The organism is Frigidibacter sp. RF13 (assembly GCF_026626305.1).
GTDB lineage: Bacteria > Pseudomonadota > Alphaproteobacteria > Rhodobacterales > Rhodobacteraceae > TMP-24.
In genome coordinates this window covers 117,023-143,080 of sequence record NZ_JAPNUE010000005.1, presented here as the reverse complement: position 1 = coordinate 143,080, position 26,058 = coordinate 117,023, and the positions used below count along the sequence as shown (strand labels likewise).

The window sequence follows — 26,058 nt, the reverse complement described above, 5'->3', positions numbered from 1 at the left end:
ATTGATATGAAGAGAATCCTGACACTTTCCACCGCGCTGACGGCGGTCGCCTTCGCGGCGCACGCCGACGTGACCGTGATGTCCTGGGGCGGCGCCTATACGCAGAGCCAGGTCGAGGCCTATCACAAGCCCTTCACCGCGGCGACCGGCATCAATGTCGTGTCGGTGGACAGCGACAACCCGGCCCCGGCGGTCAAGGCGATGGTCGAGGCGGGCAACGTCACCGTCGATGTCGCCGACGTCGAGTATGCCGACGCGATCCGTCTGTGCGACGACGGCATGCTTGAGGAAATCGATGCCTCGACCCTGCCGCCGGCGCCCGACGGCACTGCCGCGGTCGACGACTTCCTGCCCGGCGCGCTGACCGATTGCGCCGTGTCGACCATCGTCTTCTCGACCGTCTTTGCCTATGACACGACGAAGTTCCCCGAAGGCCCGACCACGATCGCCGATTTCTTCGACCTGGAGAAGTTCCCGGGCAAGCGCGGCATGCGCAAGGGCGCGAAGGCGAATCTCGAAATGGCGCTGATGGGTGCGGGTGTTCCCGCGGCCGAAGTCTATGAGGTTCTGGGCACGCCCGAAGGTGTGGACAAGGCCTTTGCCGAGCTCGACAAGATCAAGGCCGACACGATCTGGTGGGAAGCGGGCGCCCAGCCGCCGCAGCTTCTGGCCGATGGTGAAGTCGCGATGACCACCGCCTACAACGGCCGTATCTTCGCGGCGGCGGTGGCCGAGGGCAAGCCGTTCAACACCGTCTGGGATGGTCAGGTCTATGAATATGACCTGTTTGTCGTGCCGAAGGGTGCGCCGAACCTCGAGCAGGCGATGGAGTTCGTGAAGTTCTCGACCTCGACCCAGGCGCTTGCCGATCAGGCCAAATGGATCAGCTATGGTCCGGCCCGCAAGTCCTCGGGCCCGCTCGTCGGCCTCTATCAGGACGGCAAGACCGAGATGGGTCCCTACATGCCGACGGCCGAAGCCAACCTCGGCAACGCGCTCGCTTCGTCCTATGAATTCTGGGTCGACCATGACGCAGAACTGAACGAGCGCTTCAACGCCTGGCTGGCGTCGAACTGATCAAGGATTGGCCGGGCGCGCCCCTTCGCGCCCGGCCGTTTTCGAGGACGAGATGCGACCACGGGCCCTTCTGCTTGCGCTGTTCCTTGGCGCGACGGCGCTCTGCGTACCGGCAGCAATCGCGCAGGACCGGGTCGTGAACTTCGCCACCGACGATGCCGAGATGAATTCCGCGATCGACACGGCACGGAGCCGGTTGGATGCGTTTCTTGGCTACGCGGCGCGGCAGGATCTCGGATCGGGAGCCTATTCTGTCAAATATGCCGCGCCGGTCTCGGGCGGTTCGGCCGATACGGAACATATCTGGGTCACGTTACTGCAGATCGACGGAGACAGGCTGTCGGGCGTGCTGGCGAACCAGCCGGCCGGGTTCGAGGGCGCAGTAGGCGATCCGGTGAGTTTCGCGACGGCAGAAGTATCGGACTGGGCCTACTGGGGCGCCGACGGCAAGCTGCACGGGTCCTACACGACCCGTGTGATCTTGCCGCAACTGGCCAATGAAGAGCGCGCGCAGATCGAGGCGATACTCGCGCCGATTGGAGAGGATGATCTATGACCGAGGTCGTTTCAGGCCCGCTACTGACCGCTGACGGAAGGCCGCTGAAAGCAGCGCTGGCCACGGCTCAGGCGCGCGCGCGGCGCCGGGCCTTCCTGCTTGTGGTGCCGCTTCTGGCCTTCGTCCTGATCACATTCGTGGTCCCGATCGGCTATATGCTGAAACGGTCGTTCGAACATGACGGCTTTTCTTCGACCGCGCCGAACCTTGCCGCCTGGTTCGAGGCCAACCCCGAAGGGTCGGAGATCACCGAAGAGGCCTATTCCGCGCTCGTCGCCGACCTTGCCCAGATGCAGAAGGACAAGACGCCTGGTCAGGCGGGCACGCGGATCAACTATACGGTGCCCGGCACGATCAGCCTCTTCAAGGGCGCGGCGCGCAAGGCCGAGGACATGCAGCCGCCCTTCAAGGAGGCGCTTCTGGCCGTGGACAAGGAGTGGGGCGAACCCAAACTCTGGGCTGCCATGCGCGATGCGGCTTCGCCCTACACGACCGACTTCTACCATGTCGCGGTCGACCAGAAGCGCGCCGAGGACGGAGCGTTCCAGCGCGGCACCGACAAGGAGAGGATCTATCTCTACCTCTTCATCAAGACCTTCATCCTGTCGGGCGTCATCACCTTCACCTGCCTGCTTCTGGCCTTCCCGGTCGCGCATCTGCTGGCAACGCTGCCGATGTCGAAATCCTCGCTTCTGATGATCCTTGTGCTTCTGCCCTTCTGGACATCGCTACTGGTGCGGACGACTTCCTGGATCGTGCTTTTGCAGCAGCAAGGCGTGGTCAACTCGATCCTTGTGGCGATGGGGCTGATCGACGACAGCGGGCGGCTGGTGATGATCAACAACCAGACCGGCACGATCATCGCCATGACCCATGTGCTTTTGCCCTTCATGATCCTGCCGCTCTTCTCGGTGATGCGGACGATCCCGCCCTCCTACGTGCGTGCGGCCCGGTCGCTCGGCGCCACAAGCTGGACCGCCTTCCGGCGGGTCTATCTGCCACAGACCCTGCCGGGGATCGCGGCTGGCTCGCTTCTCGTCTTCATCCTCGCGGTCGGCTATTATATCACGCCTGCCCTTGTCGGCGGCGCCGATGGGCAGCTTTTCTCGAACATGATCCAGTTCCACATGGCGAAGGCCAACTGGTCGCTGGCGGCGGCGCTTGCCGCGATGCTTCTGGTCGCGGTGATTGTGCTTTACTGGCTCTATGACCGGCTGATCGGCATCGACCGGCTGAAACTCGGCTGAGAGGACGACAGATATGGCCCTTCCCACCCATGCCTCGCCCCTCGAACGGATCTGGCACTATGCCTATCTGGTGATCTGTGCGGCGATCTTCATCTTCCTGATCGCACCGATCCTGGTGATCCTGCCGCTGTCGTTCAACGCGGAGCCTTACTTCACCTTCACCGAGAAGATGCTGCATTTCGATCCGGCGGGCTATTCGACCCGTTGGTATGATACGCTCCTGACTTTCGGCCATGCTGCGCCGGATGGCGTACGCGACGGCAGCTGGTGGTCGACCGCATGGGAGACCTCGACCTGGATCAATGCCGCGAAAAACTCCTTCTGGATCGGCTTCTGGGCGACGATCCTTGCGACCTTCCTCGGCACGCTGGCGGCCCTTGGCCTCAGCCGCCCGGAAATGCCGTTCCGCCGCACGATCATGGCGATCCTCATCTCGCCGATGATCGTGCCGATCATCATCACCGCCGTGGGCATGTCGTTCTTCTATGCCAAGGCCTGCCTCGCGCCGGATTCGGGCATCGGGGCGCTTCTCGCGCCGATCCTGTCGAACAAGGGCTGTCTGGCGAACTCCGATCTGGGCGTGATCATGGCGCACGCCACCCTGGGCATCCCGTTCGTGATCATCACGGTGACGGCGACGCTGACCGGGTTCGACCAGTCGCTGATCCGGGCGTCTGCAAGCCTCGGGGCAAACCCGCGCACCACCTTCTTCCGGGTGATCATGCCCCTGATTCTGCCAGGCATCATCTCTGGTGCGCTTTTTGCCTTCGTCACCTCGTTCGACGAGGTGGTGGCGGTCCTTTTCATCGCCGGGCCGCAGCAGCAGACCATCCCGCGTCAGATGTTCAACGGCATCCGCGAACAGATCAGCCCGGCGATCCTTTCCGTCGCGACCATCCTGGTGATCGTGTCGATCCTATTGCTGACAACGGTCGAATTGCTAAGGCGCCGGTCGGAGCGGCTGCGCGGCGTCACACCGCGCTGAGCGCCTCTGTCTTCCTGCCCGCGGCCACGAGCCGCGGGTAGAGGGCCAGAACCGTCAGGATGAACGCCGCCATCGCGACGAGGGCACGGTCGAGCCCGAGGAGTTCGGAGGCAAAGCCAAGCGCGGGCGGGCCAAAGAAATAGCCCATATAGCCAAGTGCGGTGGCCCGTGCGATCACATGCGCGCGGGCCGAGGGCGCGGCGAGCCGCGACATCAGCGAATAGGCCGTGGGCGCGATCACCGAGGCACCGAGCCCGGCGGTGATTAACCCTGCATAGGCCACCAGAGGTGACGGCGCGAGGCCGACCACCGCCGTGCCCGTCGCTGCGATGATCGTGCCAAGCCGGATGAGCGTGCTTTCATGGATGCGCGCCGCGACGATCTGCCCGGCCAGGCGCCCGCAGCCCATGGTCAGCGCCAGCACCGCCGGGCCGAAGCTGCCCTGATGTTTCGAGCCGCCGAGCGTCCGCTCGATATGCAGTGCCGACCAGTTTTCCGAGGCATTCTCCGCCACGAAGGCCACAAGCACGATCAGCCCGCCCCAAAGTGGCAGTGACCCGAGCCGCCCGCGCGGGCCTTTCGCCCCGGAAAAACCGTTCACGTCCGGTCCGGCCTCGATCGCGATGAAGGCGGCAAGGCCAACCGCGAGTGCGACCAAGGTCATGACCGGCCCCGGCCCAAGACCGGCGTCACGGGCAAAGCCGGTGAGAATCGCGGCACCCGCGTAGCTGAAGGAATAGGCGGCATGGTTGAGGTTCATCAGATGCAGGCCGCGTTCAGCCTCGAGCGCACTAACGCGGGCGTTCATCGTGACGTCGAGAAAGCCGTTCGTCATGCCGACGAAGACCATCGCGAGGGCGAAGAAGGCAGGGGCGGCAAGCCATCCCGGCGCGGCAAAGGCCAACGCTACGCCAAGCACCGCGAGCGGCAGCACATGGCGTCCGAACAGGGGCGCGACCCGGGGCGCGATGAGCATGGAAGCCGCCGCCGCGAGCGGCGTGGCGAGCAGGAGCGAGCCAAAGGCGGCATCGCCAACACCAAGCATCGCCTTGGTGTCTGGGATGAGCGCGGCATAGGAGCCCCAAAGGGCACCCATCGCCGCAAAGGCCACCACGGTCGCTCGCGCCACCCGGATCTGTCTGAAGAGGGTCATGGAAGTCTTTTTGACTGAGAAGTCAGAATGATCTATCACGGCTGCGCAGCGCGCGCCAGACCCGTGCAACAGGGCGCATCAAGCGTGCTTTTTGGCTTTCCTTCCTGCCGATTCCCCTCTATAGCACCCGCCTCGGGCATGCACCCTTGGAGGATGCCCTTAACTTATGGAGAGACCCATGGCTGGTAAGATCACCGATCTCATCGCCACGGTACGGACGGGGACAGGCAAGGGGGCCGCCCGTCAATCCCGTCGTGACGGGAACGTACCTGGCATCGTCTATGGCGACGGCAAAGAGCCGCTCGCGATCGACATGAAATACTACTACCTCCTGAAATTCCTCAAGGCGGGCCGCTTCAAGCAGCGCCTCTTCAACCTCAAGGTCGAAGGCCAGGAGGATGTCCATGTCATCTGCCGCGGCGTGCAGCGTGACGTGGTCAAGGACCTGCCGACGCATGTCGACTTCATGCGCATCCACGACGAAAGCCGCATCAACCTCTTCATCCACGTGACCTTCGAGAACCACGACAAGGCACCGGGGCTGAAGCGGGGCGGCGCGCTGACCATCGTGCGTCCGGAAGTCGAACTGGAAGTGATGGCGGGCGACATCCCCGATCACATCACGGTCGACCTTTCGGGTCGCGAAATCGGCGACGTCATCCATATCAACGATGTCGTGCTGCCGTCGGGCGCCAAGCCCACGATCAACCGCAATTTCGTCATCGCCAACATCGGCGCGCCGTCGGGCTTTGTCTCGGCCGAGAACGAAGAAGCGGCTGCGGAGGCCTGATCCTTCCCGGATCGATGGTTTGAGCGCGGGGCCGAAAGGCCCCGCGTTTTCTTTTCGGCGGCCGCTCATCGCCGGACTGCGTCCGCTCTTCGCTGGGGCAGGGCCTTTCCAAGGGGCGCCCAGCCCCGACCCCGCCGCGAAGAGCGGACGAAGTCCGACGATGAGCGGCCCGGCGGGCCCCCATACATTGCAACCGGCGCTGCGCGCCACTAACCTGCGGGCCACGCAAGGAAGGCGCGCGATGAAGCTTTTTGTCGGTCTCGGCAATCCCGGGGCGAAATATGCGGGCAACCGCCACAATATCGGCTTCATGGCGCTCGACCGGATCGCCGTCGATCACGGCTTTCCGACCTTCCGCGCCAAGTTCCAGGGGCTCCTGTCCGAGGGGCGGCTCGGGGCGGAGCGCGTGGCGCTTCTAAAGCCCGAAACTTTCATGAACCTTTCGGGCCAGTCGGTGGGCGAGGCCGTGCGGTTTTACAAGATCGAACCGTCAGACGTGGTGGTCTTTCACGATGAGTTGGACCTTGCCCCCGGCAAGATGCGACTGAAGACCGGCGGCGGACATGCGGGGCACAACGGGCTTCGATCACTCCACGCCCATATCGGCGATGCTTACCGCCGCGTACGCCTGGGGATCGGCCATCCGGGCCACAAGGACCGGGTTGCGCCCTACGTGCTGTCGGACTTCGCCAAGGCGGATCAGGACTGGCTCGATGACCTGATGCGCGGCCTGTCGGACGGCGCCGTGGCGCTGGCCGAGGGTGACGAGGCGCGCTTCATGAATGCCGTGGCGCTGCGGACGGCGCCGCCGCGTTCTTCGACCGGCGCGGCGAAGGCGAAACCGGAAGAAATGCCTGCCCCCGACGCGCCGAAGGCGCCGGAGGCGCCGAAATCGGCGCTGCAGCGGCTTCTGGACCGGTTCGGGTGAGGATGCGCGCCGACCTGTCCGAGGCTTTCGCCAGCCAGTCGCGCAGTTGCGCTTCGCTGGGCTCGCCCCTGATGGAACGGCTGATGCGTCTGCTGGGCACAGGCTGGCTGCCCGAGGGCGCACTGGCCGCGCGGCTGGAGGGCTGGGAGGGCGATCTGTCAAGTTCCGGTCACTCGGTTCCCTTGCGTATCGCGGGGGCGCTGCATGCGCTGGTGCGGGCCGGGCGTGCGCCCGATCTGGCGGACTGCTACGGCTCGATCGACCTGACGAGCGATGAGCGGCTTCTGGAGACCGCGGCGGCAGTTCTGGGGCGCGAAGAGGTTTTCGTTCTGGACTTCATTGAAAGCCCGCCGCAGACCAATGAACTGCGCCGGTCGGTGGCGATCATCGCCGCCGCGCACTGGCTGCGGGCCCGACACCCGCTGCCGCTGGTCCTGTCGGAACTAGGCGCCAGCGCCGGATTGAACCTGATCTGGGATAGCTATGCTTTGATGGCCGAAGGGCGGCGGCTTGGACCGGGCGATCCGCTTCTCACGCTCGCGCCCGACTGGCGCGGGCGCCTCCCGGCTGCTGCTCCGCATCCGCCGGTCCTCGCCCGGGCGGGCGTCGATCTGAGGCCCGTCGACCCGGTCGCGGGGCGTGACCGGCTCATTGCCTATCTCTGGCCCGATCAGCCCGAGCGGCTGGAGCGCACGGCCAAGGCGCTCGATGCGGTTGCCGTCGGCCCGCGGCTTGTCGAGGCGGGTGATGCGGTCGCCTGGCTGGAGAGCCGCCTTTCCGGGCGCTTCGAGGGCGCGCTGCACCTCGTCTATCACACGGTTGCCTGGCAATATTTCCCGGCCGAGTCGCAGGCGCGGGGCGAGGCGCTTCTCGCAGCCGCTGGGGCTGCGGCGCGTTCGGATGCGCCGCTGGCGCGGCTGTCGATGGAGACGGACGGTCAAGGGCCGGGCGCCGCGCTGACGGTCGACCTCTGGCCCGGCGGCGAGAGGATCGCGCTCGGCCGCGTCGATTTTCACGGGCGCTGGATCGACTGGGCGCCTGCAGCCTGATTGACCTGCCGTTGCGTCACTCTTGTCTGAGGCGAGCGCGCGGGGTTTGCTGTCTGCCAGATGACGGAGGAAACATGAAGCGCCTCATGCGGATCACCTTGAAGGGACTTCTGGTCCTCGCTCTTGTGCTGGCGGTCCTCGCGGTCTGGAAGCGCGCCGAAATCGTGCGGCTGATGGCGGTTAATTCGCTGTTCAACGCCGAGAAGATCGTCGGCAACTTCAGTCATATGGACCGGCTGTTCTGGACAAGGCCTCTGTCGCGCGGCGACGGGCCGGTTTCGCCTCTCCCGATGGGCGCGCCAATCAACCTGCCCGAAGGCGCAGAGGACTGGATCCGCGACCGGGCGGTTACGGCGATCGTGGTTCTGAAGGACGGACAGATCGTCCATGAAAGCTATTATCTCGGGACGGGACCGGATGATCTCAGGATCAGCTGGTCGGTTGCCAAGAGCTTCCTCTCGGCTTTGTTCGGAACGGTGGTGGCAGAGGGCAAGATCGCCTCGCTCGACGATCCGGTCGTCAAATATGCGCCGAAGTTGCAAGGGTCGGCCTACGACGGCGCGACGATCCGGCAGGTGCTGAACATGGCCTCGGGCGTGGCTTTCAACGAGGATTATCTGGACTTCTGGTCCGACATCAACCGGATGGGCCGGGTACTGGCGCTGGGCGGGTCGATGGACGGGTTCGCGGCAGGCATGAAGGAACGCGCGGCGGAACCGGGCGCACGCTGGCATTATGTCTCGATAGATACCCATGTCCTTGGCATGGTGATCGCAGGCGCGACGGGCCGCGACCCGGCCGATCTGCTGGATGAGCGGATCATCCAGCCGCTGGGGCTGGAGGCGGCGCCCTATTATCTGACCGACGGCGAAGGCACAGCCTTCGTCCTTGGCGGGCTCAATCTCAGGACCCGCGACTATGCAAGGTTCGGTCAAATGATCCTGCAGGGCGGCGAATGGCGGGGCCAGCAGCTGGTGCCCGCCGACTGGATCGCCGCCTCGACCAGGCCTTCGGCGCCGGGCGGGGCACTTTACGGCTATCAATGGTGGATCCCGGAAAACGGACCGGGAGATTTCATGGCGCATGGTATCTACGGGCAGTATATCTATGTCTCGCCCCGGCGCGGCGTGGTCATCGCGGTCAATTCCGCCGACCGGGGCTTCGAGGAGCCCGGAGTGGACGCGGCGAATGTCGCCATGTTGCAGGCGATTGCCGACCGGGCAACGGAGTAGAAAATGAAGAAGGAGCCATCGGTCAATGTCCTGGGCGGCCCGCTTGAACCCTGCTCGACCGCGCCCTTGACCGGGTTCTTCCGCGACGGGCATTGCAATACCTGCGCCGAGGATAGTGGCAGCCACACGGTCTGCGCGGTGATGACCGCCGAGTTCCTGGCCTATTCGAAATATGTGGGCAACGACCTGTCCACCCCGCGCCCGGAGTTCCACTTTCCCGGCCTGAAGCCCGGCGACCGCTGGTGCCTCTGTGCGGCCCGTTTCATGCAGGCCCATGACGAGGGGTGCGCGCCGAAAGTGCGGTTGGAAGCGACCCACGCACGCGCAACAGACATCGCGCCGCTTGATGTCTTGAGACCCTACGCGGTCTGACAGTTCTCAACCGACCTTGCGCAAAGGCGCCGGATCGCCCGGCCGGTCCTCCATCAGATCCTCGATGAAGAGGCTAAGGAGTTGCGGTCGCCCGCTGACGCCTGCCTTGCGGTAGATGGCATTGGTCTGGGCCTTGACCGTGCCTTCGGCCGTATTGCGGAGAGTCGCGATTTCCTGCGTCGTCATGCCCTTGATCGCGAAGAGCGCGACATCGCGTTCCGAGGCCGTCAGGCCCCACTCTTCAAGCCGTTCTTCCAGGAGGTCCATGAAGGCGCCCGAGGCGCGGCGCAGCTTTTCCTCGGCGCGTCTGCGGTCACGCGCCATGCGGTGCAGCGCGGCCGCGCCAAGGATGACGCCGAGGACAAGGCCGAGCGCGGCACCTAGTTCCAGGAGTTCGCGTGTCTGCCAGGCGATCGGCCGGGCATAGATGCCGAAGACCGAAAACAGGATATCGGACACGAAGAAGAGCGTACAAAGCGCCTGCGCCGCCAGAACGAGGATTATGAGAATTCGGCCCGACACAGGGTCAGACACACGACGGCGCGGCGATCGCGCGGCGGTCAATCGTCATCATCGTCATCGTCATCGTCGTCATCATCCCCGCCTCCGGAGCCGCCACTGCTGCCCGAACCGCCGCTGCCGCTATTACTACCAGAGCCGCTGCTGCCGCTGTTGCTCCCGGAGCCACTGCCGGAACTGCCGCTGCCCGAACTGCTGCTGCCCGAACTGCTGCTGCCTGTGCCGCTGTTGCTGCCGCTCGACGTGCCGGTCACGCCCGGGGAGACCGGGCCCGGCAGCGGCCCGTTACTTGCCGTACTTCCGCCAGCCCCGATCAGCTCCCAATAATCGCGCAGAATCTCTCCGGTCCCCGGATTGACGATGATCTCGCGATGATAGGCGGCACTCTCGGCTTCGATGCGGGTTCGGCCGAGGAGCGTCCGGCTCACCTCGATCTCGTAGTAGCCCTGCTCTCGCAGTTCACTCATGATCGTGTCGACAAAATCGGCGGCCATGGACATGCCCGCCGAGACGCTTGTGAGTGAGAATAGGATCGCGAAGATAGACTGTTTCATGATGTCGCCCCCGTGGCCGCGGGCCGGTTTCCCCGGACTATCCGGGTAAACGCGCAGGCCCGCAAGGGAAAGCTCGCTACTCAATCATCATCACCGCTGCCATGGCCGGAGTTGTCGTCATCGTCGTCGTCGCTGCCATGACCGGAGTTGTCATCGTCGTCATCGTCATCATCGTCGTCGTCGTCGTCGTCGCTGCCGGAGTTGTCATCATCGTCATCGCCGCTTCCGTCGACGAAATCTTTGCTGCGCTCGCGAATGAAGACGCCGGGCGCGGTGTTTTCGCCGGGCCGGACCGCTTCGGTCTCGCGCTTCAGGATTGTGCCGGTCGCATTGTCGATCACGATCTCGACCTTCACGTCGCCGTTGATCGCTTCGATCTTGGTCTGGGTGGGGCCGTGCTTGGCCTCGATCCGGGTGAAACCCTGCGCCTGCAGATCGGCAATCGTGCCGTCCAGCGCATCCTGTGCAAGGGCGATGCCGGTGCTGAGCGCAAAAGCTGCGGCAAGAATGGCGATGCGGTTCATTCTGTTCTCCGTCGCGGGGCGCGCGGCGCCCCATTGTGTCGGCCGGGGCGGGATTGCCGCCGACCTTCTGTCTGCCGCGCCCCGGGGTGCGTTTACGGCGTGCGTTTACGGGGCGCGGCACCGGGTGAGAGGCTCTTAGCCTCTGCACGCGGCATGTTCGGCGACATCGCCGGCGTCGTCGCAACCGGACCCACCCGGAATGCGCGGCTTGTCGCGGCCCGAGCCCGAGCCGTTGTCATCGTCGTCGTCATCGCCGCCACGGCCGCCATGATCGTCATCCTGATCATGGTCGGGGCCGTCATCGGCACCGTTCTTCGCCATCTGGAGCATTTCCGGAAGCGTCGTGTTGAACGTATGCCCCGGACCATCGTCGGTCCCACGCCCGCGTCCGCGGCGGTCGTCGCCCGCCGGGTCGTCGGCGCCCCGGCGCGCAAGAAGTTCGGGGGTCAGGAGGGTCGGCGTTTCGAGCAGAGTGTGATTCGGCCCGTCGTCCGCGCCATGCCCACCGCGGCCACGATCATCGCCCGCCGGATCGTCGGCGCCACGGCCACGACGGGCGAGAAGATCGCCCGGCAGGACCCAATCGGCCATCTGGCCGACAGCCTGGAACTCTCCATACGGCATCACCAGCGGTTCACCCCGATCCGCGAAAGCGGTGGTGGCGGTCCCGGCCAGCGCAATGGCGCAACCTGCAATCAGAACTGTCCGTTTCATTGTGCGGTCTCCCTTGGTTTTGCGCGCCGTGACCGACGCAAGACCAGAAAAGCATCTGGCCGCATCAAGGGAAATTTGCCTGAAGTTTAGACCGGCGTCTGTAAACCTTGGGCGAAAGCGGCCTAAACCTGAGTTTAGGCGCGGGGGCTTGTGGTTTATTCGCTGAGACGAAAGGGAAAGGCCGGGCTGATCGGCCCGGCCTGATGCAGTCGTACTGAACCGGCGCGGTCTCAGATCTTCATGTCAAAGCCAAGGTGCTTGGCCACGGTGAAGATGTCCTTGTCGCCGCGGCCACACATGTTCATCACGATGATATGGTCGCGTGGAAGGGTAGGGGCGATCTTCATCACATGGGCAAGCGCGTGCGAAGGTTCGAGTGCGGGGATGATTCCTTCGAGCTTGCAGGACAGCTGGAAGGCCTCCAGCGCCTCTTTGTCGGTGATCGAGACATATTCGGCGCGACCGCTGTCATGCAGCCAGGCATGTTCGGGGCCGATGCCGGGATAGTCGAGGCCCGCCGAGATCGAGAAACCTTCGAGGATCTGACCGTCATCGTCCTGGAGAAGGTAGGTGCGGTTGCCGTGCAGAACGCCGGGGCGCCCGCCGGTCAGCGAGGCGCAATGTTCCATGCGTTCGTCTACGCCCTTGCCGCCCGCTTCGACGCCGATGATGCGGACGGTGGGGTCGTCGAGGAACGGGTAGAAAAGGCCCATGGCGTTCGACCCGCCGCCGATCGCGGCGATTACCGTGTCGGGGAGCCGGCCTTCGCCTTCCTGCTCGGCAAGCTGCCAGCGCACTTCCTTGCCGATGATCGACTGGAAGTCGCGAACCATGGCGGGATAGGGATGGGGGCCGGCGACGGTGCCGATGCAGTAGAACGTGTCGCGCACGTTCGTCACCCAGTCGCGCAGCGCGTCGTTCATCGCGTCCTTCAGTGTACCGCGGCCGGAGGTGACGGGAATCACCTCGGCGCCCAGAAGCCGCATGCGGAAGACGTTCGGTGCCTGACGTTCGACGTCATGGGCGCCCATGTAGACCACGCATTTCAGCCCGAACTTGGCGCAGACGGTGGCCGTCGCCACACCATGCTGGCCCGCGCCGGTTTCGGCGATGATCCGGGTCTTGCCCATGCGGCGGGCGAGGATGATCTGGCCGAGCACGTTGTTGATCTTGTGCGCGCCCGTGTGGTTCAGCTCGTCGCGCTTCATGTAGATCTTTGCGCCGCCCAAGTGTGCGGTCAGGCGCGCGGCGTGATAAAGCGGCGAGGGGCGGCCGACGTAGTGCTTCCAGAGGTCGTCCATCTCGGCCCAGAAGGTCGGGTCGGTCTTGGCATATTCATAGCGCTCCTCGAGATCGAGGATGAGCGGCATCAGGGTTTCTGACACGAACCGGCCGCCGAACTGGCCGAAACGGCCTGCCTCGTCCGGTCCGGTCATGAAGCTGTTGATCAGGTCCTCGGCCATCTGGCGCCTCCTAGAAACGAAACTCTCGTTGCAGCACTTGAAAGAGCTGTCTCGCAGCGCTCTCGTCGAGTTGAAGTGTCTGGCTAAGCTTTCCGGGTATCTCGCGCCCAGTCGAACCATAGGTGTTCAACTGGAGGATTTTCTTCCCGTCGCGCTCCCCGACCAGATACTTGCATACCAAAGTTGTGGGATGCGCCGCTTTCAGGTCGCGATCGTCTTTCGAAAATCCGACTACCAATGCCATGCCTGTCCTCACTCAAGACAGATCGCGTTTATAACCTATGTGCGTTGGGGTAAAGCCGCGCCTCTCGTAGAAACGATGAGCGTCGGCGCGGGTCTTGTTGGTGGTCAGCTGCATCAGCGTGCAGCCTGCGGCGCGCGCCCGGGCCTCGGCATCGGCCATCAGCGCGGCGCCGATCCCCCGGCCGCGGAAGGTGGAGGCGACGCGGACCGCTTCCACCTGTGCCCGTCGCGCGGCTTTCAGCGACAGGCCGGAGATGAAGGTGATCTGGTAGGTGGCGACGATGCGGCCGTCGTCGTCGCCGACGATCAGGTGGTTGTTGCCTTCCGCGACCATGGTGCGGAAGGCGGCAAGGTACGCATCGATCTCGCGCCGTTCGCGCGTGGCGCCGAGGATGTCGTCGGCGAGCAGCGCGACAATCGCGGGGACGTCGTCTTCTGTCGCGGGGCGAAAGTGGATCATCTGCCTCTCCGACCGGGTCCAAAACTATTCGAAGAGTTTTGGCAAATTCCTTCGAAGGAATTTGCGGGAGGCGCAAGCCTATTCGATCAAGCGGACGGGGGCGCGATTGCAGAAAATCACGAACTGGCCCGCGTTCTCGACCGCGCGGTAGCCACGGTGGCGAAGCTCCGCCTCGAACCGCGCGCGACCGACGATCCGTTCGACATCGCGCACCTGGCGGCGAACGATGCCGCCATCGGTCGCAGCGCGGGCAGCAAATATCTGGCGCAGCCAGATCTCGGGGGACAGGAAGGCGGGCAGGGTCGCGGTCATGACCGATCCTGAGCCGATCAAGGTAAAGAAAGCCTCAAGATCTATCCTCGCGCCGCCGCGAGGAAGGCGCGGATCAGGCCTTCGTCCTTCACGCCGGGCGCGATCTCGACGCCGGAGGCCACATCAACCTGCCGCGCATTGGTCGAACGGATCGCCAATGCGACGTTCGCGGGGTTCAGGCCGCCCGCGAGCATCCAGGGCCGGCGCCAGACCCGGCCGAGCAGCAGTGTCCAGTCGAAGGTCAGACCATTGCCGCCGGGCAGCACCGCGTCTTTGGGCGGTTTGGCGTCGATCAGGATCTGATCGGCGACGGTCTGGTAGATGTCGAGGGCGGCAAGGTCGGCGCGGTCGGCAACGCCCAGGGCCTTCATCACCGGAAGGCCATAGCGGGCCTTCACTTCGCTGACCCGTTCCGGGCTTTCGGTTCCGTGAAGCTGCAGCATGTCGAGCGCGACCTCACCGGTGATCGCGTCCAGTTCGGCGTCGGTTGCATTCACCGTCAGGGCGACTTTCGCGATGCCTTCAGGAGTCGCGAGTGCCAGTGCCGCCGCTTCCGGGATCGCGACGCTGCGCGGCGATCGGGCGAAGAAATTGAAACCGACATAGGCGGCACCCGCCTCGGCAGCGGCGGCGATATGGGCGGTCTCCTTGAGGCCGCAGATTTTCACGCGAGTGTCCATGTGCGGGCTCTAGCGCATTTCTCTGCCGGGCGGAACCGACACTCGTCGTCGCATTTCATGTGCTCCTCGAACCCGGGCCGATGAGAAGCGAAGCGCACGAAGAGGCGCCGCTTCAGCGATTGTCGAGAAGGGCGAGGATCTCGTCGGGCTTGTCGCCTTTCTCGGCGCGCAGCTTCGTGACCTCGCGCTCAAGCTGCCCGACCTGACGCCGGTGCTGGCTTGCCTCGCTGCGCATGCGCGCTTCGCGCAGCCATTCCCAGACGAAGCCTACAGCGAGGCCGACGAGTATGCCCGCGAAGATCACCAGGAAGAGCGGCAGTTCGATCGTCCAGCCGAAGCCGAGGAATGTATCGACCTCTGTCGGAAGCAGCCGAAGCGCAACGACCTCGCGGTTTGCCGATGCGACGGTCAGAAGCACGACCGCGAGAAGCGCGAGGAAGAGGTAGCGAAGGGTCTTGATCATGACGGGTTCAGCCGCCGTTCAGGCGGTCGCGCAACAGTTTGCCGGTCTTGAAGAAGGGGACATGCTTCTGATCCACGGCGACCGATTCTCCGGTGCGCGGATTGCGGCCCGCACGCGCGTCGCGCTTCTTCACCGAAAAGGCGCCGAAGCCGCGCAGCTCGACCCGGTCGCCTTTGGCCATGGCCTCGATGATCTCGTCGAAGATCGTGTTCACGATCCGCTCCACATCGCGCTGGAACAGGTGCGGGTTCTCTTCAGACAGCTTCTGAATCAGTTCGGACCGGATCATTATCCCCCCTCGTGGCGGTGTTCACTCGGCCCGCCCTCGCTTTTTTCGTCCGGCGAACTATAGGGCCATTTCTTCCAGCCACAAACAGGAAAGCCTTTGTAATGGCGGGGATTTTTGCGTGATTTTTCCGATCTTCGGCTTCGCGTGGCCCCTAACCACGCCTGTCGCGGCGCAGCATCCCGATGCCGCTGCGCAGAAAGCGCGAGCAGCGGCCTGTGGACGAATCGGGGCCATAAACAAAAACCCCGGCCGGGAGGGCGGGGTTTCTGCTGGTCCGAAGACCTGTTTCTTACTTCTGGCCCTTGAGCGCTGCGCCCAGGATGTCGCCGAGCGAGGCGCCCTAGCCGGACGAACCACACTGTTCCACGGCCCTTTCTCTTCGGCGATCTCGCGCGCCTTGATCGACAGGCTGCAGGTGGGTCGATAAACTTCGTTCGGAATAGATTGGGAGCAAACTCTTTGACCTATTTCGCGGACAGCTATCAAGGCGCACGGCAAAACTTCCTTGAGGCCGCGGAGCGGTCAAATGCCAGGATAAAGTCATATCCACAACCGCATCTCCGCGGGCTGGACGGTGAGGTGCTTTCGGTCGATGTCGCCGAACTCGGTGTGCGTCACGCTTCGCACGTGGCCCTGGTTATTGCTGGCACCCATGGGGCCGAAGGCTATGCCGCCTCGGCCATAATGTGCCGCTGGCTAGATGGCCGGACGACCTTACCGACTGGTGTCGGGGTGGCTCTGGTCCATGCGGTGAACCCTTGGAGCTTTTCTTTCAAGACCCGCACCACGGAAAACAACGTGGACTTGAATCGCAATTTCCTTTCGGCTTGGTCGGTCCGTGAAAATCTTGCCTATCGCGAGTTGGCACAGTTTCTGCATTGCTCGCCGATGGATGCCCAAGAGATGCTGAACGCGTACCGAAGTTATCGGGCTTATCTGGATACCCATGGCTGGCATCTGGAAAACGACATACTCAGCGGGCAAACTGATCACCCGGATGGGCTCTACTATGCGGGGACAGGGCCGGAATGGGCGAATACCAATTTTCGGCGCATCCTTCAGGCGCATGCAGGCAAAGCAAGCCACGTCGGCTTCATCGACTTTCACACCGGGGTCGGTGAATTTGGGGAAGTCGTGCATCTTGTCTGTGCGCCAAAAGGTAGCGAAGCGCGAAGGCAGGCGATGCAATGGTGGAAACTTGACGAAGTGGACGGGTCGCCATTCAAAGCGGGCGCGCTGCCGGCCTATCAGGGCCTGTTGTGTCAGGCGATCTCGGATGAATTGCCCGACTGCAGGGTGGCCGGCGCTGTCGTTGAGTTTGGAACTTCAGATGCCTACGGCATGTTCCGATCAGACGGCACCGACCGCTGGTTACGAAACGAAGGGCGGAGCGATCCAGCCGTTTCGCTGCTGCGCGATCAATATCGCAACGCCTGCACGCCACCGGATGTCCCTTGGCGAAAGCTGGTACTGGATGCAGGACCCAGATGCATCGACGACTTGGTGACGGGCCTGTCGGAATGGACCGGTTGAAAAGAAAATCCCCGCCGCTGTGCGGCGGGGATTTCGACCTCTAAATCGGATCGCTGGGGCTTACTTGCCGCCCTTCAGCGCCGCGCCGAGGATGTCGCCGAGCGAGGCGCCCGAGTCGGACGAACCGTACTGTTCCACGGCTTCCTTCTCTTCGGCGATCTCGCGCGCCTTGATCGAGACGCCGAGCTTGCGGGTCTTCGAATCGACGTTGGTGACGCGGACATCGACATGGTCGCCGACCTGGAAGCGCTCGGGGCGCTGGTCGGCGCGGTCGCGGGCGAGGTCCGAGCGGCGGACGAACGACTTCATGCCGTTGTAGTCCACCTCGATCCCGCCTTCCTCGACCGCAGTCACGGTCACGGTGATCACCGAGCCGCGCTTCACGCCGTCAACCGCATCCGAGAACGTGTCGGCGCCGAGCGACTTGATCGAGAGCGAGATACGCTCTTTCTCGACGTCGACCTCGGTGACGGCTGCCTGGACCACGTCGCCCTTGCGGTAGGACTGGATCGCCTCTTCGCCGCGCTGGTCCCAGCTGAGGTCGGAGAGGTGGACCATGCCGTCGATGTCGTTGGCGAGGCCGACGAACAGACCGAATTCGGTGATGTTCTTGACTTCGCCTTCAATGACGGTGCCCACGGGATGGGTTTCGGCAAAGACTTCCCACGGGTTGCGCATGGTCTGCTTGAGGCCGAGCGACACGCGGCGCTTAGCGCTGTCGATTTCCAGCACCATGACGTCGACTTCCTGGCTGGTCGAAACGATCTTGCCGGGGTGGACGTTCTTCTTGGTCCAGGACATTTCCGAAACGTGCACGAGGCCCTCGACGCCCGCTTCCAGTTCCACGAATGCACCGTAGTCGGTGATGTTCGTGACGCGGCCGTGGTGGACGGACCCCAGCGGGAAGCGGCTTTCGACCGAATCCCACGGATCCGATTGCAGCTGCTTCATGCCGAGCGAGATGCGGTGGGTTTCCTTGTTGATCTTGATGACCTGAACCTTGACGGTCTCGCCGATCGACAGGATTTCCGACGGGTGGTTGACGCGGCGCCAGGCCATGTCGGTGACGTGCAGAAGGCCGTCAACGCCGCCGAGGTCGACGAACGCACCATATTCGGTGATGTTCTTGACCACGCCATCGACCGTCTGGCCTTCGTAGAGGTTGCCGATAACCTCGGCGCGCTGTTCGGCGCGGCTCTCTTCGAGGATCGCGCGGCGCGAGACGACGATGTTGCCCCGGCGGCGGTCCATCTTGAGGATCTGGAACGGCTGTTTCATGCCCATGAGCGGGCCGGCGTCGCGCACGGGGCGGACGTCAACCTGCGAGCCGGGAAGGAACGCGACAGCGCCACCCAGATCGACGGTGAAGCCACCCTTGACGCGGCCGAAGATGGCGCCATCGACGCGCTCTTCCGCGGCATAGGCCTTTTCGAGGCGATCCCAGGCTTCTTCGCGGCGGGCTTTCTCGCGGCTGATGACAGCCTCGCCACGCGCGTTTTCCACGCGGTCGAGATAGACCTCGACCTCGTCGCCCACGCTGATCGAGGGCTGTTCACCGGGGTTCGCGAATTCCTTGAGGTCGATGCGGCCTTCCATCTTGTAGCCGACATCAATGATGGCCTGGCCTGCCTCGATGGCGATGACCTTGCCTTTGACGACCGAACCCTCTTCGGGCGTGTCGATCTCGAAGCTTTCCTTCAGGAGGGCTTCGAATTCTTCCATAGCGTTCTTAGCGCACATGCGGTTTCAGTTCCTTTTCAACAATGTTACGGGCCAAGCGGTTGTCTCCGCCGGTCTTTCATGGGTCTTGCCGGGCATGGGGTTTTCCGAAAACAATCAGGGCCGGTGTAGGCCGACCCTGCGCGTCCTCAAAAGCCCCAGGGCACTTCCGGCCTGTTCGACGGGGGCGCTATAGGCCGAAAAGCCAAGGAAAGGCAAGGGCGAACAACAGAACAGCGGCTGCACCGGTTTGGAGCGTGGTCGCCACAATGCAGCCGAAAATCCTTCGCGAAGGATTTTCGAACCCTGGCGTCACGCCCAGGTCACCTCGCCCAGGAAGATATAGCCCGCCCCGTAGATCGTCTTGATCAGCGCGGGGTTCTTCGGATCCTCGCCGAGCTTGGTTCTCAAGCGCGAGATGCGGACATCCATCGCCCGGTCGAAGCTTTCGCCCGCACTGCCGCCGAGCACTTCCTGCATATGGGCGCGGGTGATCAGCCGGTTCGGGCTGTCAAGGAACATGCGCAGCACCTGGCCTTCGGCGTTCGAGAAGGGCACTTCGGTGCCACTGGCAGACAGCAGCGAGAAGCGGTTGAAATCGGCCGTCCAGCCCGCGAAGCGGGCGGTCTGGGCGGCGCGGTCGCTGGCCGCCTTCGGGCGACGCAGGCGGGCGCGGACGCGGGCGACGATTTCGGCCGGATCGAAGGGTTTCACGATATAATCGTCGGCGCCGAGTTCAAGCCCCGTCACCCGGTCCTGCACCTGCGCGCGGCCCGAGATGATGATGATCGCCGCCCCGCTTTCCAGCGCCAGCCCGTGGACGAGCGCCAGCCCGTCCTTGTCCGGCAGCCCGAGGTCGACAAGGCAGACATCGGGCGTCATCCGTTTCAGCGCCGCCTCGAACGCCGCCGCCCGCCCGAAAGCCTGGGTGCGGAACCCGGCCTCGGTCAGCGCCTCGGTCAGCATCTGGCGGATGTCGGGCTCGTCGTCGAGGATGGCGACCAGAGGCTGGGTCATGGCCGCACCGAGGTGAGGAAGGTCGCAAGCATCGCCGCATCGAACGGCTTTGCCAGAACCGGAAAGCGGGCAGCCGCGCGGGCGCGGAGCGGATTGGCGGGAGGGAGCGAGGTCATGAGACCGACCGCCGGTCCGGTCCCGGCGGATGCGACCTGCTCTGCCAGATCGACGCCGGTCAATTTGCCGGGCAGCGTGATGTCGGTCAGCACCATGTCGAGCCCCGGCAGCGCGATGAGCGAATGCGCTTCGTCGGCACTCGCGGCTTCCAGCACGCTATGGCCAATGGCGCGAAGCATCTCGCGCACGTTGGTGCGGATGTCCTCATTATCCTCGACCAGCAGGACAAGGCCGGTGCGCGGGCTTCTTGAGCCCCTTCTGTAGGGCAGCCGCAAGGCGACGCGGGCGCCGCCCTCCGGCAGGTTTTCGAGCTTCACAGTGCCGCCCGACAGCGAGGTCTGGTCATAGACCATGGAGAGGCCGAGCCCAGAGCCTTCGCCGCCCTTGGTCGTGAAGAAGGGATCGATCGCCCGGTCGAGCGCGGTTTCGGAAAATCCGGGGCCCGTGTCGCTGACCGCGAACTCGATCCAGGTGTCACGCACCGGGCGCGCCGCAACCAGAACGCGGCCGGGCTGGTCGCCGATCGCATCCTTCGCGTTGAGGATGAGGTTCAGGAGCGAATCCTGCAGCCCGCCCGCGTCGAGCATCACGGGTGCGTCGAAAGTGTCGGCCGTGATCTCCAGCACGACAGATTCCGGCAGCGCCGGACGGGCAAGCGCGCCAAGATCTGCCATGAAGGCCGCAAGGTCGGTGGCGACGGGGCGCGGTTCCCTTCGGCCCGAGATGGTCGCGATCCGGTCGAGAAGCGCGCCTCCGCGCCGCGCTGCTGCGCGGGTCGAGGCCACGAGCGCCGACGCATCGGGCGGCAGGTCGAGCCGGTCGAGCCGCGATTGCAGGCCGAGGATGATGGTCAGGAGATTGGCGAAATCATGGGCGAGGCCGGAGGTCAGCTGCGCCGCCAGTTCCCGCTTGCGGGTCTGCGTCAGCGCAGCCCGCGCTTGGGTTTCCTCGGTCACATCCATCGACAGGATATAGACGCCATGGATCGGCCCATCGCCCGTCCGGTCGGGCGTGAAGGCTGCGCGGATGCGGCGACCGGACTCTTCATCGGTGAATTCGAAGACGCTCGCTTCGCCATCGAGCGCGCGGGCGAGATAGGGTTCGATCCGGGCGAAGGAGGGCTCGCCCAACGCCTCGCGCCCGGTCAGACCGATGATATCCGACGGGCGCCCGGGGATGACCGAGCTGAGCTTGCGGTTAGAGAATGTATAGCGCAGGTCAGGTCCGACGCGGGCGATGTGCGCAGGCATCATCTCGGTGGTGAGACGGGTCCGCGCCTCCATCTCTGTCAGTTCGCGCTTGGCCTCTTCAAGCGCGCTGTTGGCGGCCGAAAGCGCCCGGTTCGTGGCTGCGAGGCGCTCGGAATGGGCGAGGAGCCGGTCGGACAGTTCCTCGGACCGGCTGCGCAGCATCTGCTCCTGCAGCTTGATCTCGGTGATGTCGGTATAGACAGTGACCCAGCCTCCCTGGGCCAGTGGCGCCCCCTCGACCGAGATCCATCGTCCGTCAGGGCGGGCGCGTTCCAGATAGTGCGGCACGAAGGCAAGCGCCGCATCGACCCGTGTCCGCACCGCCTCTTCGGAGTCGGCGACAGGCCCGTATTCGCCACGCTCGACCAGATAGCGGACCGTCTCTTCAAAGCTGGCGCCGGGCGTAACATAAACATCCGGAAAATCGAACATTTCCCGGTAGCGGCGGTTGCAGAGGACAAGGCGCAGATCGCTGTCGAAGATCGACAGCGCCTGCTGGATCAGATTGAGCCCGGCCCGCGTCAGCTGCGCGAGCGTTTCGTCGCCCGGTTTCATGCTGGGTCCTCCGCCCTTTGGCTAGCACCCGATGCGGCGTGACGAAAAGCCCTAAACCTGGCCGGTAACAATTCGTAAGATTCGCGAAATAGTAGAGAAAGCATTGGCGCCCACAAACGGCGCCACGCTGCAGGAGACCGGCAAGAGCAGGCCCTGACGCGGACAGACGGCACCCGGGCCACGGGTGTCCTGGGGAGGAGACGGATGAACGAAAGTGACGCGGCGGCCGAAGGGCGGTCCATCCCGGCGCTGATGGCGCTGAACGCGCGCCGTCATGCCTCGCGCCCCGCCTATCGGGAAAAGGAATTCGGCATCTGGCAAAGCTGGACCTGGGCCGAGGCGCATGAGGAAACCCGCGCGCTCGCCATGGGGTTTCTGGCGCTGGGTTTAAACCCGGGCGACCATGTCGCCATCGTCGGCCGCAACCGCCCTGCGCTTTACTGGTCGATGGTCGCGGCGCAGATGTGCGGCGCGGTGCCCGTACCGCTCTATCAGGACGCGGTCGCCGAAGAGATGGACTATGTGCTCGACCATGCGGGCGCGCGGTTTGTCGTCTGTGGCGATCAGGAACAGGTCGACAAGGTCATCGATGTGCAGGAGCGCCTCAAGCATATCGAGCAGGTCATCTATGTCGACAAGCGCGGCATGCGGAAATACGACCATTCCCGCCTGAACGCGCTTGAGGATGTGCTGGCCGAGGGCCGCGCCGCGCACAACCGGTTCGAGGCGGAACTTGCCGCGCGCATCGGGCGTATCGGTTACGACGATACCTGCGTGATGCTCTATACCTCCGGCACCACCGGCAAGCCGAAGGGCGTGGTTCTGTCGAACCGCAACATCATCGAAACGGCGAAGAACTCCGCCGCCTTCGACCATCTGAGCCAGCGCGAGGAGGTTCTGGCCTATCTGCCGATGGCCTGGGTTGGCGATTTCATCTTTTCCATCGGTCAGGCGATGTGGGCAGGGTTCTGCGTGAACTGCCCCGAAAGTGCCGTGACGATGATGACAGACCTGCGCGAGATCGGGCCGACCTATTTCTTCGCGCCGCCGCGCGTCTTCGAAGGCCAGCTGACGCAGGTGATGATCCGGATGGAGGATGCAGGCCGCTTCAAGCGCTGGCTCTTTCACCGCTATATGGCGGTCGCCCGCCGGGTGGGTCCCGCGATCCTCGACGGCAATCCCGTTGGTCTTGGCGACCGCCTGTCCTACGCGCTGGGTGACCTGTTCATCTACGGGCCGCTGAAGAACACGCTCGGCTTTTCGCGCATCCGCGTCGGCTATACGGCGGGCGAGGCGATCGGGCCGGAGATCTTCGATTTCTACCGGGCACTCGGCATCAACCTGAAACAGCTTTACGGCCAGACCGAGGCCTCGGTCTTCATCACCCAGCAACCCGACGGGCAGGTCCGGTCCGACACGGTCGGTGTGCCCTCGCCGGGGGTGGAGGTGCGGATCGCCGATACGGGCGAGGTCTTCTACCGCTCGCCCGGAACCTTCGTTTCCTATTACAAGAACGAGGCCTCGACCGCCTCGACCAAGGATGCCGAGGGCTGGGTCGCGACGGGGGACGCCGGTTTCTTCGAGGAAGGTACCGGGCATCTGCGCATCATCGACCGGGCCAAGGATGTGGGCAAGATGGCCGACGGGCGGCTTTTCGCGCCCAAGTACGTCGAGAACAAGCTGAAGTTCTATCCCAACATCCTCGAAGCCGTGGTCTTCGGTGCCGGGCGGTCCTTCTGCACCGCTTTCGTCAACATCGACCTCAACGCCGTCGGCAACTGGGCCGAGCGCAACAATATCGCCTATTCCTCCTATCAGGAGCTGGCCGCCCACCCTGAGGTCTACCAGACGATCCGCGGCCATGTCGAAGAGGTGAACCGCTCGGTCGCCGAAGACCCGATGTTGTCGGGCTGCCAGATCCACCGCTTCCTGATCCTGCACAAGGAACTCGACGCCGACGACGGCGAGCTGACCCGCACCCGCAAGGTGCGCCGCAACATCATCGCCGAGAAATATGCCGATCTGATCGATGCCCTCTATGCCGGCAAGGACCGGATCTACACCGAAACCGAAGTGACCTACGAGGACGGCCGCAAGGGCGCGATCAAGGCCACGCTCACCATCGCCGACGCGGCGGTGGCAGGCGGTGCGGAAAGGATGGCGGCGGAATGAATGTGATGACCCCCGAAGGCTACGTTGCCGCTGACGGCCGCAGGATCGGCCCGGTCCTGATGGAGATGAAGAACATCACGCTGCGCTTCGGCGGCGTGAAGGCGATCACAGATATTTCCTTCGAAATCCGTGAAGGCGAGATCCGCGCGATCATCGGGCCCAATGGCGCGGGCAAATCCTCGATGCTGAACGTGATCTCGGGTTTCTATGTCCCGCAGGAGGGCGAGGTCTGGTTCCGCGGCGCCAAACGCCCGCCGATGAAACCCTATCAGGTGGCCCGCCAGGGCATTGCCCGAACCTTCCAGAACATCGCGCTGTTCGACGGCATGTCGGTTCTCGACAATATCATGACCGGGCGGTTGACCTTGATGCGCTCGGGGCTCCTCAGTCAGGCGATCTGGTGGGGCGGCGCCGAGAAGGAAGAGACCGCACATCGCGAGAAAGTCGAGAAGATCATCGATTTTCTTGAGATTCAGAATATTCGGAAAACGCCGGTCGGCCGCCTGCCATACGGCCTGAAGAAGCGCGTCGAACTAGCGCGCGCCCTTGCGGCAGAACCGAAACTTCTGCTGCTCGACGAGCCGATGGCGGGCATGAATGTCGAGGAGAAGGAAGACATGTGCCGCTTCATCCTCGATGTGAATGACGAATTCGGCACCACCATCGCGCTGATCGAACATGACATGGGCGTGGTGATGGATCTCTCCGACCGCGTCGTCGTGATGGATTACGGCAAGAAGATCGGTGATGGCACGCCCGACGAGGTGCGCAGCAATCCCGATGTGATCAACGCCTATCTGGGGGTCGCCCATGAGTGAACAACTCCTCTATGCGGCGGAGGCAGGGCTCAACGGGTTGATGGCCGGGGTGCTCTATGCACTGGTGGCGCTGGGGTTCGTCCTGATCTTCAAGGCAAGCGGAATCTTCAACTATGCCCAAGGGGTGCTGGCGTTGTTCGCGGCGCTGACGCTTGTTGGTTTCCAGAACGGTCAGGTGCCCTTCGCCCATCTGATCAACGCCATCTTCGGCACGCAGATCCATGAGTTCGGCTGGCACCTGCCCGCCGTCGTGGCGATCCTGCTGACCGGGGCGGTGATGGTGCTTCTGGCGATCCTGATCGAGCGGCTGATCCTCAAGCATCTGGTCAATCAGGCGCCGATCATCCTTTTCATGGCGACGATCGGGCTTGCCTATTTCCTCGAAGGGTTCGGCGACATCATGTGGGGCGCCGATATCAAGAAGCTGGACGTCGGCCTGCCGCAGGGCATCTCCGACACGGTCGAAAGTGTCACCGACAGGCTTTTCGGCTACGGCTTCTTCATCGACCGGCTGGATATCGTGGCGACGGTCGTGGCCGCGCTCCTCGTCCTCACGCTCACGCTCTTCTCGCAATTCACCAAATACGGCCGGGCGCTTCGCGCGGTGGCGGACGACCATCAGGCGGCCCTGTCGGTCGGAATTTCGCTCCGCTTCATCTGGGTCATGGTCTGGTCCATCGCCGGGATCGTCGCCCTCGTCGCAGGCGTGATGTGGGGCGCGAAATCGGGGGTGCAATTCTCGCTCTCGCTCATCGCTTTGAAGGCGCTGCCGGTCCTGATGCTCGGCGGCTTCACCTCGATCCCCGGCGCCATCGTCGGCGGGCTGATCATCGGCATGGGCGAGAAATTGTTCGAGTTCTTCATCGGCCCGATGATCGGCGGCGCGACCGAAAACTGGTTCGCCTATGTGCTGGCGCTTCTGTTCCTCGTATTCCGGCCGCAGGGTCTCTTCGGTGAAAGAATCATCGAGAGGGTATGATGACGAAACTATTCCTCATTTTTCGGACGTTTCCTACGCTGCTGCTGGTCTACGGGCTGCTCCAGACCATTGCAAATATTGCTGAACTACGTGCGACCGCTGCCGGAGCTGGCATGGATGCGAGCCTTATGACCGAGATGCGTGTCATCTATCTCACCGGCTTGATGCGCTCCTTCGGCGACTTGTTCCACTATTGGGCGCTTGCCGCCCTGGTGGGCGCCGGCAACACCTATCTCGCACGGGAGCTGGGCGCGAATGACTGAGCATGGTGCAGCGATGACGAAGACT

29 protein-coding genes are annotated in these 26,058 nt (G+C 63.9%); 14 read left to right on the top strand and 15 right to left on the bottom strand.

Features of this window, described 5'->3' with window-relative positions; genetic code table 11:
* Nucleotides 1-6: 6 nt before the first annotated feature.
* Genes OU426_RS11890 through OU426_RS11875 form a run of 4 tightly spaced genes read left to right on the top strand, consistent with a single transcriptional unit; the run spans nt 7 to nt 3,865 of the window.
* A complete protein-coding gene (locus OU426_RS11890; RefSeq protein ID WP_267634234.1) occupies nt 7-1,077 on the top strand; it encodes an ABC transporter substrate-binding protein in 1,071 nt (356 codons plus the stop codon).
* A gap of 52 nt (nt 1,078-1,129) precedes the next feature.
* On the top strand, nt 1,130-1,633 hold the full coding sequence (locus tag OU426_RS11885) for a DUF2314 domain-containing protein (protein WP_267634233.1): 504 nt from the start codon (nt 1,130-1,132) through the stop codon (nt 1,631-1,633).
* Entirely contained in the window at nt 1,630-2,880 is a 1,251-nt protein-coding gene (locus OU426_RS11880) for an ABC transporter permease (RefSeq protein WP_267634232.1), read from the top strand. The genes OU426_RS11885 and OU426_RS11880 overlap by 4 nt, the downstream gene beginning before the upstream one ends.
* A 13-nt stretch (nt 2,881-2,893) precedes the next feature.
* Nucleotides 2,894-3,865: an ABC transporter permease gene (locus OU426_RS11875; protein WP_267634231.1), complete on the top strand. Its 972-nt coding sequence runs from the start codon at nt 2,894-2,896 to the stop codon at nt 3,863-3,865.
* Here OU426_RS11875 and OU426_RS11870 read toward each other — a convergent pair.
* A complete protein-coding gene (locus OU426_RS11870) occupies nt 3,852-5,018 on the bottom strand; it encodes an MFS transporter (protein ID WP_267634230.1) in 1,167 nt (388 codons plus the stop codon). The two genes, OU426_RS11875 and OU426_RS11870, sit on opposite strands and share 14 nt — an antisense overlap.
* Before the next feature lie 178 nt (nt 5,019-5,196).
* Here OU426_RS11870 and OU426_RS11865 point away from each other — a divergent pair, with 178 nt between their 5' ends.
* The 5 genes from OU426_RS11865 (at nt 5,197) to OU426_RS11845 (ending at nt 9,389) form a co-directional block, all read left to right on the top strand.
* Entirely contained in the window at nt 5,197-5,808 is a 612-nt protein-coding gene (locus tag OU426_RS11865) for a 50S ribosomal protein L25/general stress protein Ctc (RefSeq protein WP_267634229.1), read from the top strand.
* Nucleotides 5,809-6,049: 241 nt separating this feature from the next.
* Nucleotides 6,050-6,736: an aminoacyl-tRNA hydrolase gene (pth, locus tag OU426_RS11860; RefSeq protein ID WP_267634228.1), complete on the top strand. Its 687-nt coding sequence runs from the start codon at nt 6,050-6,052 to the stop codon at nt 6,734-6,736.
* 2 nt (nt 6,737-6,738) lie between these two features.
* Nucleotides 6,739-7,785 carry a DUF2332 domain-containing protein gene (locus tag OU426_RS11855; RefSeq protein WP_267634333.1) on the top strand — a complete coding sequence of 349 codons (1,047 nt, stop codon included), beginning with the start codon at nt 6,739-6,741 and terminating at the stop codon, nt 7,783-7,785.
* 74 nt (nt 7,786-7,859) lie between these two features.
* Complete coding sequence (locus OU426_RS11850; RefSeq protein WP_267634227.1) at nt 7,860-9,017, top strand: serine hydrolase domain-containing protein; 1,158 nt, start codon at nt 7,860-7,862, stop codon at nt 9,015-9,017.
* 3 nt (nt 9,018-9,020) lie between these two features.
* Nucleotides 9,021-9,389, top strand: coding sequence for a DUF2237 family protein (locus tag OU426_RS11845; protein ID WP_267634226.1), 369 nt, complete (start codon nt 9,021-9,023; stop codon nt 9,387-9,389).
* Between the two features lie 6 nt (nt 9,390-9,395).
* Here OU426_RS11845 and OU426_RS11840 read toward each other — a convergent pair whose 3' ends face one another.
* From OU426_RS11840 to ihfB, 11 genes are all read right to left on the bottom strand, one after another.
* The gene (locus OU426_RS11840; RefSeq protein ID WP_267634225.1) at nt 9,396-9,953 is read right to left on the bottom strand and encodes a helix-turn-helix transcriptional regulator; all 558 of its coding nucleotides are present in this window, start codon (nt 9,951-9,953) and stop codon (nt 9,396-9,398) included.
* Nucleotides 9,950-10,462: a hypothetical protein gene (locus OU426_RS11835; protein ID WP_267634224.1), complete on the bottom strand. Its 513-nt coding sequence runs from the start codon at nt 10,460-10,462 to the stop codon at nt 9,950-9,952. The genes OU426_RS11840 and OU426_RS11835 overlap by 4 nt, the downstream gene beginning before the upstream one ends.
* A gap of 80 nt (nt 10,463-10,542) precedes the next feature.
* Nucleotides 10,543-10,986: a PepSY domain-containing protein gene (locus tag OU426_RS11830; protein WP_267634223.1), complete on the bottom strand. Its 444-nt coding sequence runs from the start codon at nt 10,984-10,986 to the stop codon at nt 10,543-10,545.
* Nucleotides 10,987-11,121: 135 nt separating this feature from the next.
* Nucleotides 11,122-11,700, bottom strand: coding sequence for a hypothetical protein (locus OU426_RS11825; RefSeq protein ID WP_267634222.1), 579 nt, complete (start codon nt 11,698-11,700; stop codon nt 11,122-11,124).
* 230 nt (nt 11,701-11,930) lie between these two features.
* Nucleotides 11,931-13,163 carry a tryptophan synthase subunit beta gene (gene trpB, locus OU426_RS11820; RefSeq protein ID WP_267634221.1) on the bottom strand — a complete coding sequence of 411 codons (1,233 nt, stop codon included), beginning with the start codon at nt 13,161-13,163 and terminating at the stop codon, nt 11,931-11,933.
* A gap of 10 nt (nt 13,164-13,173) precedes the next feature.
* Nucleotides 13,174-13,407 carry a hypothetical protein gene (locus tag OU426_RS11815; protein ID WP_267634220.1) on the bottom strand — a complete coding sequence of 78 codons (234 nt, stop codon included), beginning with the start codon at nt 13,405-13,407 and terminating at the stop codon, nt 13,174-13,176.
* A 12-nt stretch (nt 13,408-13,419) separates the two neighbouring features.
* Nucleotides 13,420-13,866 carry a GNAT family N-acetyltransferase gene (locus tag OU426_RS11810; RefSeq protein WP_267634219.1) on the bottom strand — a complete coding sequence of 149 codons (447 nt, stop codon included), beginning with the start codon at nt 13,864-13,866 and terminating at the stop codon, nt 13,420-13,422.
* A 78-nt stretch (nt 13,867-13,944) separates the two neighbouring features.
* Entirely contained in the window at nt 13,945-14,178 is a 234-nt protein-coding gene (locus tag OU426_RS11805) for an N-(5'-phosphoribosyl)anthranilate isomerase (RefSeq protein ID WP_267634218.1), read from the bottom strand.
* 41 nt (nt 14,179-14,219) lie between these two features.
* On the bottom strand, nt 14,220-14,858 hold the full coding sequence (locus tag OU426_RS11800; RefSeq protein ID WP_267634217.1) for a phosphoribosylanthranilate isomerase: 639 nt from the start codon (nt 14,856-14,858) through the stop codon (nt 14,220-14,222).
* A gap of 112 nt (nt 14,859-14,970) precedes the next feature.
* Entirely contained in the window at nt 14,971-15,321 is a 351-nt protein-coding gene (locus OU426_RS11795) for a lipopolysaccharide assembly protein LapA domain-containing protein (protein ID WP_324289813.1), read from the bottom strand.
* Between the two features lie 7 nt (nt 15,322-15,328).
* Entirely contained in the window at nt 15,329-15,610 is a 282-nt protein-coding gene (ihfB, locus tag OU426_RS11790; protein WP_267634216.1) for an integration host factor subunit beta, read from the bottom strand.
* A gap of 459 nt (nt 15,611-16,069) precedes the next feature.
* Between ihfB and OU426_RS11785 the strand changes: the two genes are divergently transcribed.
* Nucleotides 16,070-17,143 (top strand): DUF2817 domain-containing protein, encoded by a 1,074-nt coding sequence (locus tag OU426_RS11785; protein WP_267634215.1) that lies wholly within the window; start codon nt 16,070-16,072, stop codon nt 17,141-17,143.
* 60 nt (nt 17,144-17,203) lie between these two features.
* Here OU426_RS11785 and rpsA read toward each other — a convergent pair whose 3' ends face one another.
* The 3 genes from rpsA to OU426_RS11770 form a co-directional block, all read right to left on the bottom strand.
* On the bottom strand, nt 17,204-18,883 hold the full coding sequence (gene rpsA / locus OU426_RS11780) for a 30S ribosomal protein S1 (protein WP_267634214.1): 1,680 nt from the start codon (nt 18,881-18,883) through the stop codon (nt 17,204-17,206).
* A gap of 291 nt (nt 18,884-19,174) precedes the next feature.
* Nucleotides 19,175-19,879, bottom strand: coding sequence for a response regulator transcription factor (locus tag OU426_RS11775; RefSeq protein WP_267634213.1), 705 nt, complete (start codon nt 19,877-19,879; stop codon nt 19,175-19,177).
* Nucleotides 19,876-21,801 carry a PAS-domain containing protein gene (locus tag OU426_RS11770; RefSeq protein ID WP_267634212.1) on the bottom strand — a complete coding sequence of 642 codons (1,926 nt, stop codon included), beginning with the start codon at nt 21,799-21,801 and terminating at the stop codon, nt 19,876-19,878. Before OU426_RS11770 ends, OU426_RS11775 begins: the two co-directional genes overlap by 4 nt.
* 204 nt (nt 21,802-22,005) lie before the next feature.
* Here OU426_RS11770 and OU426_RS11765 point away from each other — a divergent pair, with 204 nt between their 5' ends.
* The 4 genes from OU426_RS11765 to OU426_RS11750 are packed head-to-tail and all read left to right on the top strand — an operon-like array spanning nt 22,006 to nt 26,033.
* Nucleotides 22,006-23,973 (top strand): long-chain fatty acid--CoA ligase, encoded by a 1,968-nt coding sequence (locus OU426_RS11765; protein WP_267634210.1) that lies wholly within the window; start codon nt 22,006-22,008, stop codon nt 23,971-23,973.
* Nucleotides 23,970-24,791 (top strand): ABC transporter ATP-binding protein, encoded by an 822-nt coding sequence (locus tag OU426_RS11760; RefSeq protein ID WP_267634208.1) that lies wholly within the window; start codon nt 23,970-23,972, stop codon nt 24,789-24,791. The genes OU426_RS11765 and OU426_RS11760 overlap by 4 nt, the downstream gene beginning before the upstream one ends.
* Nucleotides 24,784-25,770: a branched-chain amino acid ABC transporter permease gene (locus tag OU426_RS11755; RefSeq protein ID WP_267634206.1), complete on the top strand. Its 987-nt coding sequence runs from the start codon at nt 24,784-24,786 to the stop codon at nt 25,768-25,770. The genes OU426_RS11760 and OU426_RS11755 overlap by 8 nt, the downstream gene beginning before the upstream one ends.
* Nucleotides 25,770-26,033: a hypothetical protein gene (locus tag OU426_RS11750; protein WP_267634205.1), complete on the top strand. Its 264-nt coding sequence runs from the start codon at nt 25,770-25,772 to the stop codon at nt 26,031-26,033. Before OU426_RS11755 ends, OU426_RS11750 begins: the two co-directional genes overlap by 1 nt.
* Nucleotides 26,034-26,058: the final 25 nt, after the last annotated feature.

What these genes read in the sequence shown, in the direction of transcription:
- OU426_RS11890 (WP_267634234.1), top strand. Translation starts at nt 7, where the DNA reads ATGAAGAGAATCCTGACACTTTCCACCGCGCTGACGGCGGTCGCCTTC.
- OU426_RS11885 (WP_267634233.1), top strand. Translation starts at nt 1,130, where the DNA reads ATGCGACCACGGGCCCTTCTGCTTGCGCTGTTCCTTGGCGCGACGGCG.
- OU426_RS11880 (WP_267634232.1), top strand. Translation starts at nt 1,630, where the DNA reads ATGACCGAGGTCGTTTCAGGCCCGCTACTGACCGCTGACGGAAGGCCG.
- OU426_RS11875 (WP_267634231.1), top strand. Translation starts at nt 2,894, where the DNA reads ATGGCCCTTCCCACCCATGCCTCGCCCCTCGAACGGATCTGGCACTAT.
- OU426_RS11870 (WP_267634230.1), bottom strand. Translation starts at nt 5,018, where the DNA reads ATGACCCTCTTCAGACAGATCCGGGTGGCGCGAGCGACCGTGGTGGCC.
- OU426_RS11865 (WP_267634229.1), top strand. Translation starts at nt 5,197, where the DNA reads ATGGCTGGTAAGATCACCGATCTCATCGCCACGGTACGGACGGGGACA.
- pth (WP_267634228.1), top strand. Translation starts at nt 6,050, where the DNA reads ATGAAGCTTTTTGTCGGTCTCGGCAATCCCGGGGCGAAATATGCGGGC.
- OU426_RS11855 (WP_267634333.1), top strand. Translation starts at nt 6,739, where the DNA reads ATGCGCGCCGACCTGTCCGAGGCTTTCGCCAGCCAGTCGCGCAGTTGC.
- OU426_RS11850 (WP_267634227.1), top strand. Translation starts at nt 7,860, where the DNA reads ATGAAGCGCCTCATGCGGATCACCTTGAAGGGACTTCTGGTCCTCGCT.
- OU426_RS11845 (WP_267634226.1), top strand. Translation starts at nt 9,021, where the DNA reads ATGAAGAAGGAGCCATCGGTCAATGTCCTGGGCGGCCCGCTTGAACCC.
- OU426_RS11835 (WP_267634224.1), bottom strand. Translation starts at nt 10,462, where the DNA reads ATGAAACAGTCTATCTTCGCGATCCTATTCTCACTCACAAGCGTCTCG.
- OU426_RS11830 (WP_267634223.1), bottom strand. Translation starts at nt 10,986, where the DNA reads ATGAACCGCATCGCCATTCTTGCCGCAGCTTTTGCGCTCAGCACCGGC.
- OU426_RS11825 (WP_267634222.1), bottom strand. Translation starts at nt 11,700, where the DNA reads ATGAAACGGACAGTTCTGATTGCAGGTTGCGCCATTGCGCTGGCCGGG.
- trpB (WP_267634221.1), bottom strand. Translation starts at nt 13,163, where the DNA reads ATGGCCGAGGACCTGATCAACAGCTTCATGACCGGACCGGACGAGGCA.
- OU426_RS11815 (WP_267634220.1), bottom strand. Translation starts at nt 13,407, where the DNA reads ATGGCATTGGTAGTCGGATTTTCGAAAGACGATCGCGACCTGAAAGCG.
- OU426_RS11810 (WP_267634219.1), bottom strand. Translation starts at nt 13,866, where the DNA reads ATGATCCACTTTCGCCCCGCGACAGAAGACGACGTCCCCGCGATTGTC.
- OU426_RS11805 (WP_267634218.1), bottom strand. Translation starts at nt 14,178, where the DNA reads ATGACCGCGACCCTGCCCGCCTTCCTGTCCCCCGAGATCTGGCTGCGC.
- OU426_RS11800 (WP_267634217.1), bottom strand. Translation starts at nt 14,858, where the DNA reads ATGGACACTCGCGTGAAAATCTGCGGCCTCAAGGAGACCGCCCATATC.
- OU426_RS11795 (WP_324289813.1), bottom strand. Translation starts at nt 15,321, where the DNA reads ATGATCAAGACCCTTCGCTACCTCTTCCTCGCGCTTCTCGCGGTCGTG.
- ihfB (WP_267634216.1), bottom strand. Translation starts at nt 15,610, where the DNA reads ATGATCCGGTCCGAACTGATTCAGAAGCTGTCTGAAGAGAACCCGCAC.
- rpsA (WP_267634214.1), bottom strand. Translation starts at nt 18,883, where the DNA reads ATGTGCGCTAAGAACGCTATGGAAGAATTCGAAGCCCTCCTGAAGGAA.
- OU426_RS11775 (WP_267634213.1), bottom strand. Translation starts at nt 19,879, where the DNA reads ATGACCCAGCCTCTGGTCGCCATCCTCGACGACGAGCCCGACATCCGC.
- OU426_RS11770 (WP_267634212.1), bottom strand. Translation starts at nt 21,801, where the DNA reads ATGAAACCGGGCGACGAAACGCTCGCGCAGCTGACGCGGGCCGGGCTC.
- OU426_RS11765 (WP_267634210.1), top strand. Translation starts at nt 22,006, where the DNA reads ATGAACGAAAGTGACGCGGCGGCCGAAGGGCGGTCCATCCCGGCGCTG.
- OU426_RS11760 (WP_267634208.1), top strand. Translation starts at nt 23,970, where the DNA reads ATGAATGTGATGACCCCCGAAGGCTACGTTGCCGCTGACGGCCGCAGG.
- OU426_RS11755 (WP_267634206.1), top strand. Translation starts at nt 24,784, where the DNA reads ATGAGTGAACAACTCCTCTATGCGGCGGAGGCAGGGCTCAACGGGTTG.
- OU426_RS11750 (WP_267634205.1), top strand. Translation starts at nt 25,770, where the DNA reads ATGACGAAACTATTCCTCATTTTTCGGACGTTTCCTACGCTGCTGCTG.